The organism is Citrobacter sp. wls757, from assembly GCF_005280935.1.
GTDB classification, from domain to species: domain Bacteria; phylum Pseudomonadota; class Gammaproteobacteria; order Enterobacterales; family Enterobacteriaceae; genus Citrobacter; species Citrobacter portucalensis.
On the sequence record NZ_SZWU01000020.1, the window covers coordinates 114848 to 132879 of the forward strand.

15 protein-coding genes are annotated in these 18032 nt (G+C 52.6%); 14 read left to right on the top strand and 1 reads right to left on the bottom strand.

Going from position 1 to position 18032, the window contains the following annotated elements:
- Positions 1 to 129 precede the first annotated feature (129 nt).
- The 10 genes from cmk to FDW94_RS06595 all read left to right on the top strand — a co-directional run bounded on the left by cmk (position 130) and on the right by FDW94_RS06595 (position 11584).
- Positions 130 to 813 carry a (d)CMP kinase gene (gene cmk / locus FDW94_RS06550; protein WP_003035772.1) on the top strand — a complete coding sequence of 228 codons (684 nt, stop codon included), beginning with the start codon at positions 130 to 132 and terminating at the stop codon, positions 811 to 813.
- Between the two features lie 113 nt (positions 814 to 926).
- Positions 927 to 2600 carry a 30S ribosomal protein S1 gene (gene rpsA / locus FDW94_RS06555; protein ID WP_003035776.1) on the top strand — a complete coding sequence of 558 codons (1674 nt, stop codon included), beginning with the start codon at positions 927 to 929 and terminating at the stop codon, positions 2598 to 2600.
- Between the two features lie 159 nt (positions 2601 to 2759).
- Positions 2760 to 3044, top strand: coding sequence for an integration host factor subunit beta (gene ihfB / locus FDW94_RS06560; protein WP_003035780.1), 285 nt, complete (start codon positions 2760 to 2762; stop codon positions 3042 to 3044).
- A gap of 206 nt (positions 3045 to 3250) precedes the next feature.
- On the top strand, positions 3251 to 5515 hold the full coding sequence (locus FDW94_RS06565) for a ComEC family protein (protein ID WP_137377324.1): 2265 nt from the start codon (positions 3251 to 3253) through the stop codon (positions 5513 to 5515).
- Between the two features lie 36 nt (positions 5516 to 5551).
- A complete protein-coding gene (gene msbA, locus FDW94_RS06570; RefSeq protein WP_137377325.1) occupies positions 5552 to 7300 on the top strand; it encodes a lipid A ABC transporter ATP-binding protein/permease MsbA in 1749 nt (582 codons plus the stop codon).
- The gene (gene lpxK / locus FDW94_RS06575; protein ID WP_032942888.1) at positions 7297 to 8274 is read left to right on the top strand and encodes a tetraacyldisaccharide 4'-kinase; all 978 of its coding nucleotides are present in this window, start codon (positions 7297 to 7299) and stop codon (positions 8272 to 8274) included. The genes msbA and lpxK overlap by 4 nt, the downstream gene beginning before the upstream one ends.
- 41 nt (positions 8275 to 8315) lie before the next feature.
- Entirely contained in the window at positions 8316 to 9548 is a 1233-nt protein-coding gene (locus FDW94_RS06580; protein ID WP_137377326.1) for a winged helix-turn-helix domain-containing protein, read from the top strand.
- A 51-nt stretch (positions 9549 to 9599) separates the two neighbouring features.
- The gene (ycaR, locus tag FDW94_RS06585) at positions 9600 to 9782 is read left to right on the top strand and encodes a protein YcaR (protein WP_003035793.1); all 183 of its coding nucleotides are present in this window, start codon (positions 9600 to 9602) and stop codon (positions 9780 to 9782) included.
- On the top strand, positions 9779 to 10525 hold the full coding sequence (gene kdsB / locus FDW94_RS06590) for a 3-deoxy-manno-octulosonate cytidylyltransferase (RefSeq protein ID WP_137377327.1): 747 nt from the start codon (positions 9779 to 9781) through the stop codon (positions 10523 to 10525). The genes ycaR and kdsB overlap by 4 nt, the downstream gene beginning before the upstream one ends.
- Before the next feature lie 165 nt (positions 10526 to 10690).
- Positions 10691 to 11584, top strand: a complete 894-nt coding sequence (locus tag FDW94_RS06595; RefSeq protein ID WP_003831934.1) for a YcbJ family phosphotransferase — start codon at positions 10691 to 10693, stop codon at positions 11582 to 11584.
- A gap of 93 nt (positions 11585 to 11677) precedes the next feature.
- Here FDW94_RS06595 and elyC read toward each other — a convergent pair whose 3' ends face one another.
- Positions 11678 to 12442 carry an envelope biogenesis factor ElyC gene (gene elyC, locus FDW94_RS06600; RefSeq protein ID WP_137377328.1) on the bottom strand — a complete coding sequence of 255 codons (765 nt, stop codon included), beginning with the start codon at positions 12440 to 12442 and terminating at the stop codon, positions 11678 to 11680.
- A gap of 135 nt (positions 12443 to 12577) precedes the next feature.
- Here elyC and cmoM point away from each other — a divergent pair, with 135 nt between their 5' ends.
- From cmoM to mukB, 4 genes are all read left to right on the top strand, one after another.
- Positions 12578 to 13381, top strand: coding sequence for a tRNA uridine 5-oxyacetic acid(34) methyltransferase CmoM (gene cmoM, locus FDW94_RS06605; RefSeq protein ID WP_003035803.1), 804 nt, complete (start codon positions 12578 to 12580; stop codon positions 13379 to 13381).
- On the top strand, positions 13374 to 14696 hold the full coding sequence (mukF, locus tag FDW94_RS06610; protein WP_003831939.1) for a chromosome partition protein MukF: 1323 nt from the start codon (positions 13374 to 13376) through the stop codon (positions 14694 to 14696). Before cmoM ends, mukF begins: the two co-directional genes overlap by 8 nt.
- On the top strand, positions 14677 to 15381 hold the full coding sequence (mukE, locus tag FDW94_RS06615; protein ID WP_003035809.1) for a chromosome partition protein MukE: 705 nt from the start codon (positions 14677 to 14679) through the stop codon (positions 15379 to 15381). Before mukF ends, mukE begins: the two co-directional genes overlap by 20 nt.
- Positions 15381 to 18032, top strand: a 2652-nt coding sequence (gene mukB, locus FDW94_RS23920; RefSeq protein WP_249358331.1) for a chromosome partition protein MukB, incomplete at its 3' end; no start/stop codon positions are given. The genes mukE and mukB, both read left to right, overlap by 1 nt.

Genomic DNA, 18032 nt, shown 5'->3' on the forward strand with positions numbered 1-18032 from the left:
CGATTGCCTATTTATTCTACACTCAGCTTCAATGATTCTGCATTTTTCACACAAAGATAACGATCGCTGGCGTTGGCGCGTATAATGCGCGGCGTTCACGTTAATGTACGCCCGTTTAAGGAGAAAAAGATGACGGCAATTGCCCCGGTTATTACCATTGATGGCCCAAGTGGTGCAGGTAAAGGCACCTTGTGCAAGGCAATGGCGGAAGCATTGCAGTGGCATCTGTTAGATTCAGGCGCGATCTACCGCGTACTGGCGCTCGCAGCGTTACATCACCATGTTGATGTCACATCTGAAGATGCTCTGGTACCGCTTGCCTCACACCTTGATGTGCGTTTTATCTCAACAGACGGCAACCTGGAAGTCATTCTTGAAGGTGAAGATGTCAGCGGTGAAATACGTACTCAGGAAGTAGCGAATGCCGCCTCTCAGGTTGCGGCGTTTCCCCGCGTGCGTGAAGCGTTATTACGTCGTCAACGCGCATTTCGCGAAACCCCAGGTCTGATTGCTGATGGACGTGATATGGGCACCGTGGTGTTCCCGGATGCGCCGGTGAAAATTTTTCTGGACGCCTCCTCGCAAGAACGTGCGCATAGACGTATGCTACAGTTGCAGGAGAAGGGCTTTAGTGTTAACTTTGAACGCCTTTTGGCCGAGATCGAAGAACGCGATTATCGCGATCGTAATCGTGCTGTAGCGCCGCTGGTTCCCGCTGCTGATGCTTTAGTTTTGGATTCAACCCGATTAAGCATTGAGCAAGTGATTGAAAAAGCGTTACAATACGCGCGCCAAAAACTGGCTCTCGCTTAAGTGCGACCGAATTTGCAGTACCCCCGTTGCAATGGATTGACAGCGGGTATGTTAAACAACCCCATCCGGCATGGAGCCAGGTGGACGTTAAATATGAAACCTGAAGATTAAACATGACTGAATCTTTTGCTCAACTGTTTGAAGAATCCTTAAAAGAAATCGAAACCCGTCCGGGTTCCATCGTTCGTGGTGTTGTTGTTGCTATCGACAAAGACGTAGTACTGGTTGACGCTGGTCTGAAATCTGAGTCCGCCATTCCGGCAGAGCAGTTCAAAAACGCCCAGGGCGAGCTGGAAATCCAGGTTGGTGACGAAGTTGACGTTGCTCTGGATGCAGTAGAAGACGGCTTCGGTGAAACCCTGCTGTCCCGTGAAAAAGCTAAACGTCACGAAGCTTGGATCACGCTGGAAAAAGCTTACGAAGAAGCTGCAACCGTTACTGGTGTTATCAATGGCAAAGTCAAGGGTGGCTTCACTGTTGAGCTGAATGGTATTCGCGCGTTCCTGCCGGGTTCCCTGGTAGACGTTCGTCCGGTCCGCGACACGCTGCACCTGGAAGGCAAAGAGCTTGAATTCAAAGTAATCAAGCTGGATCAGAAGCGTAACAACGTTGTTGTTTCCCGTCGTGCCGTTATCGAATCCGAAAACAGCGCAGAACGCGATCAACTGCTGGAAAACCTGCAGGAAGGCATGGAAGTTAAAGGTATCGTTAAGAACCTCACTGACTACGGTGCATTCGTTGATCTGGGTGGCGTTGACGGCCTGCTGCACATCACCGACATGGCATGGAAACGCGTTAAGCATCCGAGCGAAATCGTAAACGTTGGCGACGAAATCACTGTTAAAGTGCTGAAGTTCGACCGCGAGCGTACTCGTGTATCTCTGGGCCTGAAACAGCTGGGCGAAGATCCATGGGTAGCTATCGCTAAGCGTTATCCGGAAGGTACCAAACTGACTGGTCGCGTGACCAACCTGACCGACTACGGCTGCTTCGTTGAAATCGAAGAAGGCGTTGAAGGCCTGGTTCACGTTTCCGAAATGGATTGGACCAACAAAAACATCCACCCGTCTAAAGTTGTTAACGTTGGCGATGTAGTGGAAGTTATGGTTCTGGATATCGACGAAGAACGTCGTCGTATCTCCCTGGGTCTGAAGCAGTGCAAAAACAACCCATGGCAGCAGTTCGCGGAAACCCACAACAAGGGTGACCGTGTTGAAGGTAAAATCAAGTCTATCACTGACTTCGGTATCTTCATCGGCCTGGACGGCGGCATCGACGGCCTGGTTCACCTGTCTGACATCTCCTGGAACGTTGCAGGCGAAGAAGCAGTTCGTGAATACAAAAAAGGCGACGAAATCGCAGCAGTTGTTCTGCAGGTTGACGCAGAGCGTGAGCGTATCTCTCTGGGCGTTAAACAGCTCGCAGAAGATCCGTTCAACAACTGGGTTGCACTGAACAAGAAAGGCGCAATCGTAAACGGTAAAGTCACTGCAGTTGACGCTAAAGGCGCAACCGTAGAACTGGCTGACGGCGTTGAAGGTTACCTGCGCGCTTCTGAAGCTTCACGTGACCGCGTTGAAGATGCAACTCTGGTTCTGAGCGTAGGCGACGACGTTGAAGCTAAATTCACCGGCGTTGATCGTAAGAACCGTGCAATCAGCCTGTCTGTTCGTGCTAAAGACGAAGCTGATGAGAAAGATGCAATCGCAACTGTTAACAAACAGGAAGATGCTAACTTCTCTAACAACGCAATGGCTGAAGCTTTCAAAGCAGCTAAAGGCGAGTAATATCGAGTGCTCTAAATCCTTTGTGCTGTTAACGGCACAAAGGGTGACGAGTAGCTTGACAGATTACAGGATTCGTCCTGTAATCAATGACAAAGGGCGGCTACGGCCGCCCTTAATCAATGCAGCAGCTAATTATGCCTTTAAGGAACCGGAGGAATCATGACCAAGTCAGAATTGATTGAAAGACTTGCAACCCAGCAACCTCATATTCCCGCGAAAGCGGTTGAAGATGCAGTTAAAGAGATGCTGGAACATATGGCCTCGACTCTTGCGCAGGGCGAGCGTATTGAAATCCGCGGTTTCGGCAGCTTCTCTTTGCATTACCGCGCACCACGCACCGGACGTAATCCGAAGACCGGCGATAAAGTGGATCTGGAAGGGAAATACGTTCCGCACTTTAAACCAGGTAAAGAACTGCGCGATCGCGCCAATATTTACGGTTAAGTTTTTAGCGAGACTTAACGCCGAGAAAAGCACCCAAATGGGTGCTTTTTTCATTTCTGTCCACCTATCCTGGAATCCTCATCCCAGTTAATTTGTACGTTACAACCATCACTAAATGTCTGCGGAACTCAGGTCGTATAACGATAAATTGATGCCAGACAACCGTCGAAGAGTACTGCACACTCCCTGTAACAGGGAGGTGATTGATGAAAATAACAACGGTGAGTATCTGCGCATTACTCGGCATTCTCCCACTCATGCTATTACCTATGCTGCCAGGCATGTTGTGTATCGGCATTGTATTTTGTCTGGCATGTCTGCTCTGTTTTCTCCCCTACAAATATATGCGTTCCGCCGGACTAACCCTGCTGTTTTTTCTTTGGGGAATCCTGGCCGCGAAAGAGGCTATGTGGGCCGGTAATACGCTGCCTGCGAAAACCCAGCAAGCCATTGTGCGGATAACCGGAACTGACAATATGACAACGCACTACGGCCAGATCACTCACCTTCAGGGGAAACGAATCTTTCCTGCGCAAGGAATCGTCTTGTACGGGCAGTATTTACCCGGTGATGTTTGTGCGGGTCAGACATGGGCGATGACGTTGAAAGTCCGAGCTGTACACGGTCAATTAAACGAAGGCGGATTTGATAGCCAGCGTCACGCATTGGCGCAGCATCAACTGCTGACGGGACGATTCTTGCAGGCTTCGGTAATCACACCACAATGCAGTTTGCGTTCGCGGTATCTCGCCTCGCTGAAAACGGCACTCACCGACTTTCCCTGGCAGCAGGTCATACTGGGTCTGGGAATGGGGGAGCGCTTGTCTGTGTCACAAGAGGTGAAAACGATTATGCGTGATACCGGCACGGCTCATTTGATGGCTATCTCCGGGCTGCATATTGCGTTTGCAGCATTACTGGCCGCAGGATTGATTCGTGCTGGACAGTTTTTTATGCCAACAAGGTGGATTTGCTGGCAGATGCCATTAGTGGGTGGGATTGTCTGCGCCACATTTTATGCCTGGCTGACGGGGCTGCAACCCCCTGCATTACGAACGGTTGTTGCGCTGCTAGTCTGGGGGGCGCTGAGACTTAGCGGCAGGCAGTGGAGTGGATGGTCGGTCTGGATCTGCTGTCTGGCAGCCATCGTGGTGGTGGATCCTGTTGCTGTTCTTTCGCAAAGCCTATGGTTGTCTGCATCCGCCGTTGCGGCACTGCTGTTCTGGTACCAATGGGTACCGCTCCCGGACTGGCCGCTGTCGCGTGCTGGACGTCAATTTCTGGCGCTGGCTCATCTGCAATTGGGTATTACGCTTCTGCTTTTTCCCGTGCAAATCGCAATGTTTCACGGTTTTAGTCTGACCTCGTTTCTGGCTAATTTGTTTGCCGTCCCTTTGGTCACGTTTGTTTCCGTCCCCTTGATATTAGCAGGCATGATCGTGCATTTAGCCGGGATGGTGATGGTTGAATCAAGCCTGTGGTATCTAGCGGATCGTTCTCTGGCGCTGCTATTTTGGGGGCTCAGAAGTCTGCCTGAAGGGTGGATCAATATTGATGCGCGCTGGCAATGGCTGGCATTTTTACCCGGAATGATGATTATCGCATGGCGACTAAATATCTTGCGTACGCTACCGGTGCTCTGTTTCTCTGTGCTCCTTTTGCTGAGTGGGCCGCTTTGGCGTGCACCGCGTACTGATGTGTGGCAAGTGCATATGCTGGATGTCGGGCAGGGGCTGGCGATGGTGATCGCGCGAAATGGGAAAGCGCTGCTTTACGATACCGGTCTGGCATGGCCAGAAGGCGATAGCGCACAACAGCTGATTATTCCCTGGTTGCGTTGGCATAATCTGGAGCCAGAAGGAATTATTTTAAGCCATGAGCACATGGATCACCGCGGCGGGTTGCACTCCTTACAACAAGCCTGGCCGTCGCTATGGGTAAGAAGTCCGCTGAGCTGGAAAGGTCATCTCCCGTGTTTTCGCGGAGAGCATTGGCAATGGCAAGGGTTAACCTTCAGTGCGCACTGGCCTGTGCGTGGAAATACAGACCAGGGGAATAACCACTCCTGCGTGGTTAAGGTCGATGACGGATATCAGAGTATTCTGCTGACCGGCGATATCGAATCTCCTGCTGAACAAAAAATGCTAAGTCACTATTGGCAGCACCTACAGTCGACGGTGATGCAGGTTCCACATCATGGCAGCAATACTTCATCATTACTGGCACTCATTCAGCGGGTTGACGGGCAGGTCGCACTCGCCTCTGCATCCCGTTACAACGCTTGGCGTCTGCCGTCCTGGAAAGTGAAGCAACGTTATCGGCAACAAAATTATCAATGGCTGGATACCCCCCATCAGGGACAGATTACGCTGGATTTTTATCAAAAAAACTGGCGCATACGCAGCATGCGGGATCAGATTTTACCTCGTTGGTATCATCAGTGGTTTGGCGTGTCGGAGGATAACGGGTAGAATATGCGGCTATTCTAACAAATGCTGGTTTTTTGAATGCATAACGATAAAGATCTCTCTACGTGGCAGACGTTTCGCCGACTATGGCCAACCATAGCGCCTTTTAAATCGGGTCTGATCGTGGCGGGTATAGCGTTAGTCCTTAACGCGGCCAGCGATACCTTCATGTTATCGCTCCTTAAACCATTACTGGATGATGGTTTTGGTAAAACGGATCGCTCGGTGCTGCTGTGGATGCCGCTGGTGGTCATTGGGCTGATGATAGTTCGTGGCTTAACCAGCTATGTCTCCAGCTACTGTATCTCATGGGTGTCAGGCAAAGTGGTCATGACCATGCGCCGCCGCCTGTTTGGCCATATGATGGGCATGCCCGTCTCCTTTTTTGATAAACAGTCTACAGGGACATTGTTATCGCGTATTACCTATGATTCAGAACAGGTTGCGTCATCGTCTTCCGGCGCGCTGATCACCGTGGTGCGTGAAGGGGCTTCAATTATTGGCCTGTTTATCATGATGTTCTATTACAGCTGGCAGCTGTCACTGATCCTGATTGTACTGGCGCCAATTGTGTCAGTGGCAATCCGTGTGGTTTCCAAGCGCTTTCGTAGCATCAGTAAAAACATGCAAAACACCATGGGTCAGGTTACGACCAGTGCGGAGCAGATGCTGAAAGGCCACAAAGAAGTTCTGATTTTTGGTGGTCAGGAAGTCGAAACCAAGCGCTTTGATAAGGTCAGCAACAAGATGCGTTTGCAGGGTATGAAGATGGTTTCCGCTTCTTCTATCTCCGACCCTATCATCCAGCTGATTGCGTCTTTGGCACTGGCCTTCGTGTTATATGCGGCTAGCTTCCCAAGCGTAATGGAAAACCTGACAGCAGGGACAATTACGGTTGTCTTCTCCTCAATGATCGCATTAATGCGTCCGTTGAAATCGCTGACCAACGTCAACGCGCAGTTCCAGCGCGGTATGGCGGCATGCCAGACCTTATTTACGATTCTGGATAGCGAACAGGAGAAAGATGAAGGTAAACGTGTGATCGAGCGTGCTACCGGCGATCTCGAGTTCCGCAAAGTGACTTTCACTTATCCGGGACGTGAAGTACCGGCTCTGCGTAACATCAACCTGAATATTCCCGCGGGTAAAACTGTTGCTCTGGTCGGCCGTTCGGGCTCAGGGAAATCCACCATCGCCAGCCTGATTACGCGCTTCTACGATATTGATGAAGGGCAGATTCTGATGGACGGACACGATCTGCGCGAATATACCCTGGCATCACTGCGCGATCAGGTTGCGTTGGTTTCGCAGAATGTGCACTTGTTTAACGATACGGTTGCCAACAACATTGCCTACGCGCGTACCGATATGTACAGCCGTGAGCAGATCGAAAAAGCGGCACAGATGGCCTACGCTATGGACTTCATCAACAAGATGGATAATGGTCTGGATACGGTAATTGGTGAAAACGGCGTCCTGCTTTCCGGCGGACAACGTCAGCGTATCGCTATCGCCCGTGCCTTGTTGCGTGACAGCCCAATTCTGATCCTTGATGAAGCAACATCGGCTCTTGATACTGAATCTGAACGCGCGATTCAGTCTGCGCTGGATGAGCTACAGAAAAACCGTACTTCTCTGGTCATTGCTCACCGTCTTTCAACCATTGAACAAGCCGACGAAATCATCGTGGTGGAGGATGGTCTGATTGTCGAACGCGGAACCCATAGCGAGTTGATTGAGCAGCGCGGGGTGTATGCGCAATTACATAAAATGCAATTTGGTCAATGATCGCACGTATCTGGTCTGGTGAATCGCCGCTGTGGCGATTGTTACTTCCACTCTCCTGGCTGTATGGCCTGGTGAGTGGCGCGATCCGCTTATGCTACAAGTTGGGGCTTAAACGCGCATGGCGCGCGCCAGTCCCGGTTGTGGTGGTCGGAAACCTTACCGCGGGCGGAAACGGTAAAACGCCGGTGGTGATTTGGTTGGTTGAACAACTGCGACAACGCGGGATTCGCGTGGGTGTGGTGTCGCGTGGTTATGGCGGGAAAGCGACTGCTTACCCGCTGTTGCTAACCGCTGATACTACTACCGCAGAAGCGGGCGATGAACCTGTGCTGATCGCCCAACGTACCGGCGTGCCGGTAGCGGTATCCCCGGTAAGATCGGATGCGGTAAAAGCCATTTTGGCCCAACACGACGTGCAGATTATTGTGACGGACGATGGACTACAGCACTATCGTCTGGCGCGAGATGTTGAAATCGTAGTCATTGACGGCGAACGTCGGTTTGGCAACGGCTGGTGGCTTCCCGCTGGTCCAATGCGGGAACGCGCAGGTCGCCTTAAATCGGTGGATGCGACTATTGTTAACGGTGGCGTTGCGCAACCAGGGGAAATCCCTATGCGACTTGAACCGGGGCTGGCCGTTAATTTACGTACAGGTGAACGCCGTGATGTGGCGCAATTGTCCAATATTGTCGCCATGGCGGGCATTGGTCATCCACCGCGTTTTTTTGCCACGCTGAAAGCATGTGGTGCCAGCGTGCAAAAAAGCATTGCGCTGGCAGACCATCAGTCTCTGACCTACAGTGACGTCAGTGCGTTTGTAGACGCCGGGCAAACGCTGGTCATGACGGAAAAAGATGCGGTTAAGTGCCGGGCATTTGCCGATGAAAACTGGTGGTATTTACCTGTTGATGCACATTTGTCAGGCGATCGGCCTGATGTATTGCTGAATAGCTTAATCTCGCTGACTCGCTAACTGATTCACGCTGCGGCAGCGAATCATTTATGAGGCCATAAATGTCGTTGCCGCGCCTTTCTCTGACGGATGCCCGTCATCTTCACCTTGCTGCTCAAGGTCTGCTGAAAAAAACACGCCGCCGGGCAACCCCGGCAGATATTCTCGCGACCATTTCGCGCATGTCGTTACTGCAAATCGACACCATCAATATTGTGGCGCGCAGTCCTTACCTGGTGCTGTTTAGTCGTTTAGGCGATTATTCCCCCCAATGGCTGGACGACTCGTTACAGCAGGGCGAACTGATGGAATACTGGGCGCACGAGGCCTGTTTTTTGCCGCGCAGCGATTTTATGCTGATACGTCACCGCATGCTGGCCCCGGAGAATATGGGCTGGAAATATAAAGCGGCGTGGATGAAAGAACATGCGCATGAGATTGAGCAACTGCTCCAGCACATCCAGCATAACGGGCCGGTACGCTCAGCTGATTTTGAGCATCCACGCAAAGGGACCAGCGGCTGGTGGGAATGGAAACCGCAGAAGCGTCATCTTGAAGGGTTGTTCACCGCCGGGAAAGTGATGGTCGTGGAACGGCGTAATTTCCAGCGAGTGTATGATTTAACCCATCGCGTCATGCCGCACTGGGACGATGAACGCGATCCACTTTCGCAGGAAGATGCGGAAAGTGTCATGCTGGATAACAGCGCCCGCAGTCTGGGGATTTTCCGCGAACAATGGCTGGCAGACTACTACCGCCTGAAGCGCCCGGCGCTAAAAAACTGGTGCAACGAACGGGCGGAACAGCGGCAGATTATTCCTGTCGACGTTGAGGGGCTAGGAGCCTTGTGGCTGCATAGCCACCTTCAGCCGCTGCTTGAACAGGCGCTGGCGGGCAAATTAACGGCGACTCACAGTGCAGTATTATCACCTTTTGATCCGGTGGTCTGGGATCGTAAACGGGCAGAGCAGCTATTCGATTTTAGCTATCGGCTGGAGTGTTACACGCCAGCACCAAAACGTCAGTACGGTTATTTCGTCTTACCGCTGCTGCATCGCGGACAGTTAGTTGGGCGGATGGATGCCAAAATGCACCGCAAAACAGGTGTGCTGGACGTTATTTCGCTGTGGTTACAGGATGGGGTTAAGCCTGGAGTGACGTTGCAAAAAGGATTGTTTCAGGCGATTGACGATTTTGCCCGCTGGCAGCAGGCAGCACGCGTGACGCTGGGACGTTATCCTGAAGGTTTATTTGCTGATGCACGCCATGGTTGGGAAATAGACCCAGCCCTTTAAGCGATTATGTTAATATTTACGGATTCACAATCCGGTCCATCTGGAGGAACTATGGATCATCGTCTGCTTGAAATCATTGCCTGCCCGGTATGCAATGGCAAACTCTGGTTTAACCAGGAAAAACAGGAACTGATTTGTAAACTGGATAACCTTGCTTTCCCACTGCGTGATGGCATTCCCGTGTTACTGGAAACCGAAGCCCGCGTTCTGACTGCTGATGAGAGTAAATCATGAGTTTTGTGGTCATTATTCCTGCGCGCTATGCGTCCACACGTCTGCCTGGTAAGCCGTTGCTGGATATCAACGGTAAACCGATGATCGTGCATGTACTGGAGCGTGCGCGTGAATCTGGCGCTGAACGTATCATCGTTGCTACCGATCACGAGGATGTCGCTCGCGCGGTAGAAGCGGTGGGTGGCGAAGTGTGCATGACTCGCGCCGATCACCAGTCTGGTACGGAGCGCCTGGCGGAAGTCGTCGAGAAATGTGGTTTTAGCGATGATACCGTTATTGTGAACGTACAGGGTGATGAGCCGATGATTCCTGCAGTCATTATTCGCCAGGTGGCTGAGAATCTGTCGCAACGTCAGGTCGGTATGGCGACTCTTGCGGCTCCGATTCACAGTGCGGAAGAGGCATTTAATCCGAATGCGGTAAAAGTCGTGTTGGACGCTGAAGGATATGCTCTCTATTTTTCACGCGCGACCATCCCATGGGATCGCGATCGTTTCGCCAAAAGTCTGGAAACGGTGGGGGACACCTTCCTGCGCCATCTGGGCATTTACGGCTATCGCGCCGGTTTTATTCGCCGCTATGTTAACTGGCAGCCTAGCCCGCTTGAGCATATCGAAATGCTGGAGCAGCTGCGAGTGCTGTGGTACGGCGAAAAAATTCACGTTGCCGTCGCAAAAGAAGTCCCGGGTACCGGCGTAGACACTGCCGAAGATCTTGAGCGCGTTCGCGCCGAAATGCATTAGTTTTTCTCACGGCACTCCCCCCATATTGAGGCGTATTTTTGGGAGGAGTGTCGTATCGTTGCGCTTTCTCTCCACTTTTCTTTTCATCAATTGATCTCATCCGGGTGACATCTGTCTGCACGACGCTCATTATGAAAGCAGTAGCATTTATGAGGGCAATCTGAAATGGAACAGTTGCGTGCCGAACTCAGCCACCTGCTGGGCGAAAAACTCAGTCGCATAGAATGCGTGAATGAAAAAGTGGATACGGCCCTGTGGTCACTGTACGACAGCCAGGGAAATCCGATGCCGCTGATGGCGAGAAGCTTCACCACGCCAGGTATGGCGCAGCAGCTGGCATGGAAAACCTCCATGTTGGCGCGCAGTGGTACGGTGCGAATGCCCGTCATTTACGGGGTCTTAACCCACGAAGAGCATCCCGGTCCCGATGTGCTACTGCTTGAGCGTTTACGTGGCGTGCCGGTGGAAGCGCCAGCCCGAACGCCCGAACGCTGGGAACATTTAAAAGATCAGATCGTAGAAGGTCTGCTGTCATGGCATCGGCAGGATAGCCGTGGCTGCGTGGGAATGGTGGATAACACGCAAGAGAATATCTGGCCATCCTGGTATCGTCAGCGTGTTGAAGTGTTGTGGACCACGTTAAATCAGTTCAACAATACCGGGCTGACGATGCAGGATAAGCGGATCCTGTTTCGCACCCGTGAGTGTTTGCCCGCTTTATTTGAAGGATTCAATGATAACTGCGTGCTGATCCACGGTAATTTTAGTTTACGTAGCATGCTCAAAGACGCCCGTAGCGATCAGCTTCTGGCCATGGTTGGACCGGGTTTGATGCTGTGGGCGCCCAGAGAGTATGAATTGTTCCGTTTAATGGATAATGCGCTGGCGGAAAGTCTGCTTTGGCAATACCTGCAACGCGCGCCCGTGGCGGAGTCCTTCATCTGGCGACGCTGGCTGTATGTGTTATGGGATGAGGTGGCGCAACTGGTCAACACCGGACGTTTTAACCGCTCCAACTTTGACCTTGCCACGAAATCACTGCTGCCGTGGCTCGCCTGATGAACATGTGAACGCCTTATCCGGCCTACAATTCTGCGCTGAACACGTAGGCCTGATAAGACGCGTTAGTGTCGCCATCAGGCAACATTCCTGTCAATGTTCCGATCCCTTTAGCCACTGCCAGATTCGCCCCAACGTTTCGTAACCAACACGATCGCTATGCATCAACCAGACGGGAGAGGGGATCGCGCGCTCCCACGGATTAAGCGGTGAATCAATCGCTAACTGGTTGGCTGGCGCGGGCAACGGATGTAGTCCGGCCTGTTGGAAGAAAATCATTGCTCGTGGTAAGTGCGATGCGGAGGTCACCAGCAGGAACGGCGCGCTGCCGATGGCCTGCTTAACCGCTGCGGCTTCTTCTTCGGTGTCTTTAGGTTTATCCAGCGTGATGATATCACCGGGCGGCACACCCAGTGACTGCGCTACGCGGGCTCCCGCTTCTGCAGTACTGACGTTATTGCTCTTTGCCGCAGCGCCGGTAAAGATAAGCTTCGATCCCGGGTTAGCACGCCAAAGGCGAATACCTTCATTCAGACGCGGAAGACTGTTGCTGATCAGGTTTGAACTCGGCGCCCACTGTGGATTCCAGGTATACCCTCCGCCCAGCACCACAATGTATTCCACTTTTTGTGTATCCTGCCAGGTTGGATAGCTATCCTCAATCGGTTTCAGCAGACTGTCGGCGACGGGCTGCAAGCTTAGAAGTAACAGTGCCAGCCAACTCAGGCTAATGCACACTTTCCCTATTTTTTGAAAGCGGCTAAACCAGAGCAGCGCCAGGCCTATGCCCATGATAATGAGCATTAGCGGAAGTGGCAGCATCATACCGCCAATCACTTTCTTCAGCGTAAAAAGCATCCTTTTTGGTTCCTTTTTTAACCATACAGCAGGGGATCAGCAGGGATATTACACCAGGAAGGTTCATTCTCGGCGTGGGTGTGACAAAATAGCGGTTTTACTTAGTCACCCTAAAGCCAGCATGTGGAGAGCCCGATGCGGGATCGCAATTTTGATGACATTGCAGAGAAGTTTTCCCGTAACATTTACGGCACCACCAAAGGTCAGCTTCGTCAGACGATCCTCTGGCAGGATCTGGACAAACTTCTTGCCGACTACGCGGGCCAAACGTTGCGTGTGCTTGATGCGGGTGGCGGAGAAGGGCAGACAGCCATTCTGATGGCGCAGCGGGGCCATCACGTCACCTTGTGCGATCTTTCTGCTGAGATGGTGGCGCGAGCGCAACGGGCGGCAGAAGAGCAAGGTGTGAGCGACAACATGCATTTTATACATTGTGCCGCTCAGGACATCCCACAGCATTTGGATTCTCAGGTTGATCTGATATTGTTTCATGCTGTGCTGGAATGGGTGGCCGATCCGCAAGCCGTCTTAAAAACATTGTGGTCGATGTTACGCCCGGGCGGTGCTTTATCGCTGATGTTCTACAATGCAAACGGTCTGTTGATGCGTAATGTGTTGGTCGGTAATTTCGGCTATGTACAGCAGGGAATGTATAAAAAGAAACGGCGCACGTTGTCTCCCGATTTTCCGCGCGACCCTCAGCAGGTCTATGGCTGGCTGGAGGAGATTGGCTGGGAGATAACCGGTAAAACGGGCGTGAGGGTGTTTCATGATTATCTGCGTGATAAACAAAAACAGCATGACTGTTTTGATGCTTTAACAGAAATAGAAACACGTTATTGCCGCCAGGAACCGTATATCAGCCTTGGGCGCTATATTCATGTCACCGCGATTAAACGTCCGGCCCGAGCCGCAGATGCAAGGATAACCTATGAGTGAATTTTCCCAGACAGTCCCCGAACTGGTTGCCTGGGCCAGAAAAAATGACTTCTCCATCTCTCTGCCGGTAGACAGACTTTCGTTCCTGCTGGCGGTCGCCACGTTGAACGGTGAGCGACTTGACGGTGAGATGAGTGAAGGTGAACTGGTGGATGCGTTCCGCCATGTGAGTGATGCGTTTGAGCAAACCAGCGAAACCATCGGCGTCCGCGCCAACAACGCGATCAACGATATGGTGCGTCAACGTCTGCTGAACCGCTTTACCAGCGAGCAGGCTGAAGGCAACGCCATTTACCGTTTAACGCCGCTCGGGATTGGCATCACAGATTACTATATTCGTCAGCGCGAATTCTCTACGCTACGTCTTTCTATGCAGCTGTCAATTGTGGCAGGCGAACTGAAGCGCGCGGCGGATGCGGCAGCGGAAGGTGGTGATGAGTTCCACTGGCATCGCAACGTCTATGCGCCATTGAAATACTCGGTGGCGGAGATTTTCGACAGTATCGATCTGACCCAGCGCATCATGGATGAACAGCAGCAGCAGGTAAAAGACGACATCGCACAGTTGCTAAACAAAGACTGGCGGGCGGCGATTTCCAGCTGTGAAATGCTGCTGTCTGAAACATCTGGTACGCTGCGTGAGCTGCAAGATACGCTGGAAGCGGCAGGGGATAAGCTGCAGGCTAACCTGTTACGCATCCAGGACGCCACGATGACGCATGACGATTTGCATTTTGTCGATCGGCTGGTGTTTGATTTACAAAGCAAGCTCGACCGCATTATTAGCTGGGGCCAGCAGTCAATTGACTTGTGGATCGGCTACGATCGTCACGTGCATAAATTTATCCGTACCGCGATCGACATGGATAAAAACCGCGTCTTCGCCCAGCGTCTGCGCCAGTCCGTGCAGACCTACTTTGACGACCCATGGGCGCTGACCTATGCCAACGCCGATCGTCTGCTGGATATGCGTGACGAGGAGATGGTGCTGCGTGACGAAGAGGTCACCGGTGAACTTCCGGAAGACCTGGAATATGAAGAATTTAACGAGATCCGTGAGCAGTTGGCGGCGATCATCGAAGAACAGCTGGCTATCTACAAATCCAGACAAACACCACTGGATCTCGGTTTGGTAGTGCGCGAGTATCTGGCGCAATACCCACGTGCGCGTCATTTCGACGTCGCGCGTATTGTTATCGATCAGGCGGTACGCCTTGGCGTAGCGCAAGCAGACTTCACCGGACTGCCAGCCAAATGGCAGCCGATTAATGATTACGGAGCCAAGGTACAGGCGCATGTCATTGACAAATATTGAACAAGTGATGCCGGTAAAGCTGGCGCAGGCGCTGGCGAATCCGTTATTTCCGGCACTGGATAGTGCCTTACGTTCGGGCCGCCATATCGGTCTGGATGAACTGGATAATCATGCCTTCCTGATGGATTTTCAGGAATATTTTGAAGAGTTTTACAGCCGCTATAACGTGGAATTGATCCGTGCGCCGGAAGGGTTCTTCTACCTTCGTCCGCGTTCAACGACGCTCATTCCGCGTTCGGTCCTGTCTGAACTGGACATGATGGTGGGTAAAATTCTTTGCTATCTCTATCTCAGCCCGGAACGCCTGGCGAACGAAGGGATTTTTACCCAGCAAGAGCTGTACGACGAGCTGCTAACGCTGGCAGATGAAGCGAAGTTACTGAAGCTGGTGAACAACCGTTCAACCGGTTCTGACGTTGACCGCCAGAAGCTACAGGAAAAAGTGCGTTCTTCGCTCAACCGCTTGCGCCGCTTAGGCATGGTGTGGTTTCTGGGCCACGACAGCAGCAAATTCCGTATTACGGAATCTGTCTTCCGCTTTGGTGCGGATGTGCGTAGCGGTGACGATCCGCGTGAAGCACAGCGTCGCTTAATTCGTGATGGTGAAGCGATGGCGGTCGAGAACCGTCTGCAGCTCAACGATGAGCCCGAAGAGAATCAGCCGGACAGTGGAGAAGAAGAATAATGATTGAACGCGGTAAATTTCGCTCACTTACGCTGATTAACTGGAATGGTTTTTTTGCCCGTACGTTTGATCTCGATGAGCTGGTCACCACGCTGTCCGGTGGTAACGGTGCGGGTAAATCCACCACCATGGCGGCATTTGTTACGGCGCTCATTCCGGACTTAACCCTGCTGCATTTCCGTAACACCACCGAAGCCGGTGCAACCAGCGGTTCACGTGATAAAGGCCTGCACGGTAAGCTGAAAGCAGGGGTTTGTTATTCAATGCTCGACGTCCTCAACTCGCGTCATCAGCGCGTGGTCGTGGGGGTGCGTCTGCAACAGGTTGCTGGTCGCGATCGCAAAGTGGATATCAAACCGTTTGCCATTCAGGGGCTGCCGATGTCGGTACAGCCAACCCAACTGGTGACGGAAACGCTGAACGAACGCCAGGCGCGCGTACTGTCTCTACCTGAGCTGAAAGAGAAGCTTGATGAGATGGAAGGCGTGCAGTTTAAGCAGTTCAACTCAATAACCGATTATCACTCATTGATGTTCGATCTGGGCATCATTGCCCGTCGTCTGCGCTCTGCGTCCGATCGTAGTAAATTCTACCGTCTGATTGAAGCCTCGCTGTACGGCGGGATCTCCAGCGCCATTACCCGTTCACTGCGTGACTACCTGCTGCCGGAAAACAGCGGCGTACGTAAAGCGTTCCAGGATATGGAAGCCGCGCTGCGTGAAAACCGTATGACGCTGGAAGCGATTCGCGTAACGCAGTCTGACCGCGACCTGTTTAAGCATTTAATCAGTGAAGCGACCAACTATGTGGCCGCAGATTATATGCGCCACGCCAATGAACGTCGTATCCATCTGGATAAAGCACTGGAATATCGTCGTGAACTGTATACATCTCGCAAGCAACTGGCGGCAGAGCAGTACAAACACGTGGATATGGCGCGTGAACTGGGTGAGCACAACGGTGCGGAAGGCGATCTGGAAGCTGATTACCAGGCCGCGAGCGATCACCTGAATCTGGTGCAAACCGCGCTGCGTCAGCAGGAAAAAATTGAACGCTACGAGGCGGATCTCGAAGAATTGCAGGTCCGTCTTGAAGAACAAAACGAGGTGGTCGCGGAAGCCGTTGACCGCCAGGATGAAAACGAAGCCCGCGCAGAAGCCGCTGAGCTGGAAGTGGATGAGCTGAAAAGCCAGCTTGCCGATTACCAGCAAGCGCTGGACGTCCAGCAAACGCGAGCCATTCAGTATACCCAGGCGATCCAGGCCCTAAACCGGGCGAAAGAGCTCTGTCACTTACCGGACCTGACAGCCGACAGCGCCGCCGAATGGCTGGAGACTTTCCAGGCCAAAGAGCAGGAAGCCACTGAAAAGCTGCTGACGCTAGAACAAAAAATGAGCGTGGCGCAAACCGCGCATAGCCAGTTCGAACAGGCTTATCAGTTGGTGGCGGCTATCAACGGCCCGCTGGCGCGCGGTGAAGCCTGGAGCGTGGCGCGTGAACTGCTGCGCGAAGGCGTGGAACAGCGCCACCTGGCAGAACAGGTTCAGCCGTTGCGTATGCGACTGAGCGAACTGGAGCAGCGTCTGCGCGAACAGCAGGATGCCGAGCGTCTGCTGGCCGAATTCTGCAAGCGTCAGGGTAAACAGTTCGATATCGATGAGCTGGAAGCGCTGCACCAGGAGCTGGAAGCGCGCATCGCCGCCTTGTCGGACAGCGTCTCGTCTGCCAGCGAACAGCGTATGACGCTGCGTCAGGAGCAGGAACAGCTGCAATCCCGTATTCAGCATTTGATGAAGCGGGCACCTGTCTGGCTGGCTGCGCAAAATAGCCTGAATCAGCTTAGCGAGCAGTGTGGCGAAGAGTTTACCTCCAGCCAGGACGTGACCGAGTATCTGCAACAATTGCTGGAGCGCGAGCGTGAGGCCATTGTTGAGCGTGATGAAGTCGGTGCACGTAAAAATGCAGTTGATGAAGAGATTGAACGTTTAAGTCAGCCGGGCGGGGCGGAAGATCAGCGTCTGAACGCGCTGGCGGAACGCTTTGGCGGCGTACTGCTGTCAGAAATTTATGATGACGTTAGCCTTGAAGATGCACCGTACTTCTCTGCGCTATACGGTCCTTCGCGTCATGCCATTGTGGTACCGGATCTGTCGCTGATTACCGAACAGCTTGAAGGGCTGACGGATTGCCCGGAAGATCTCTATTTCATCGAAGGGGATCCGCAGTCGTTTGATGACAGCGTCTTCAGCGTTGATGAACTGGAAAATGCGGTGGTGGTGAAAACTGCCGAGCGTCAGTGGCGTTATTCTCGCTTCCCGACGGTGCCTATTTTTGGGCGTGCAGCACGTGAAAGCCGTATCGAAACCCTGCATGCCGAGCGTGAAGGGCTGTCTGAACGTTTCGCCACGCTCTCCTTTGACGTCCAGAAAACCCAACGTCTGCATCAGGCGTTCAGTCGCTTTATCGGCAGCCATCTGTCGGTGGCGTTTGAAGCCGATCCAGAAGCGGAAATTCGCCAACTGAATAGCCGTCGCGTTGAACTGGAACGTGCGCTGACCAATCATGAAAATGATAACCAGCAAAGCCGTATGCAGTTTGAACAGGCGAAAGATGGCGTCTCTGCGCTGAACCGCCTGCTGCCGCGCTTGAAT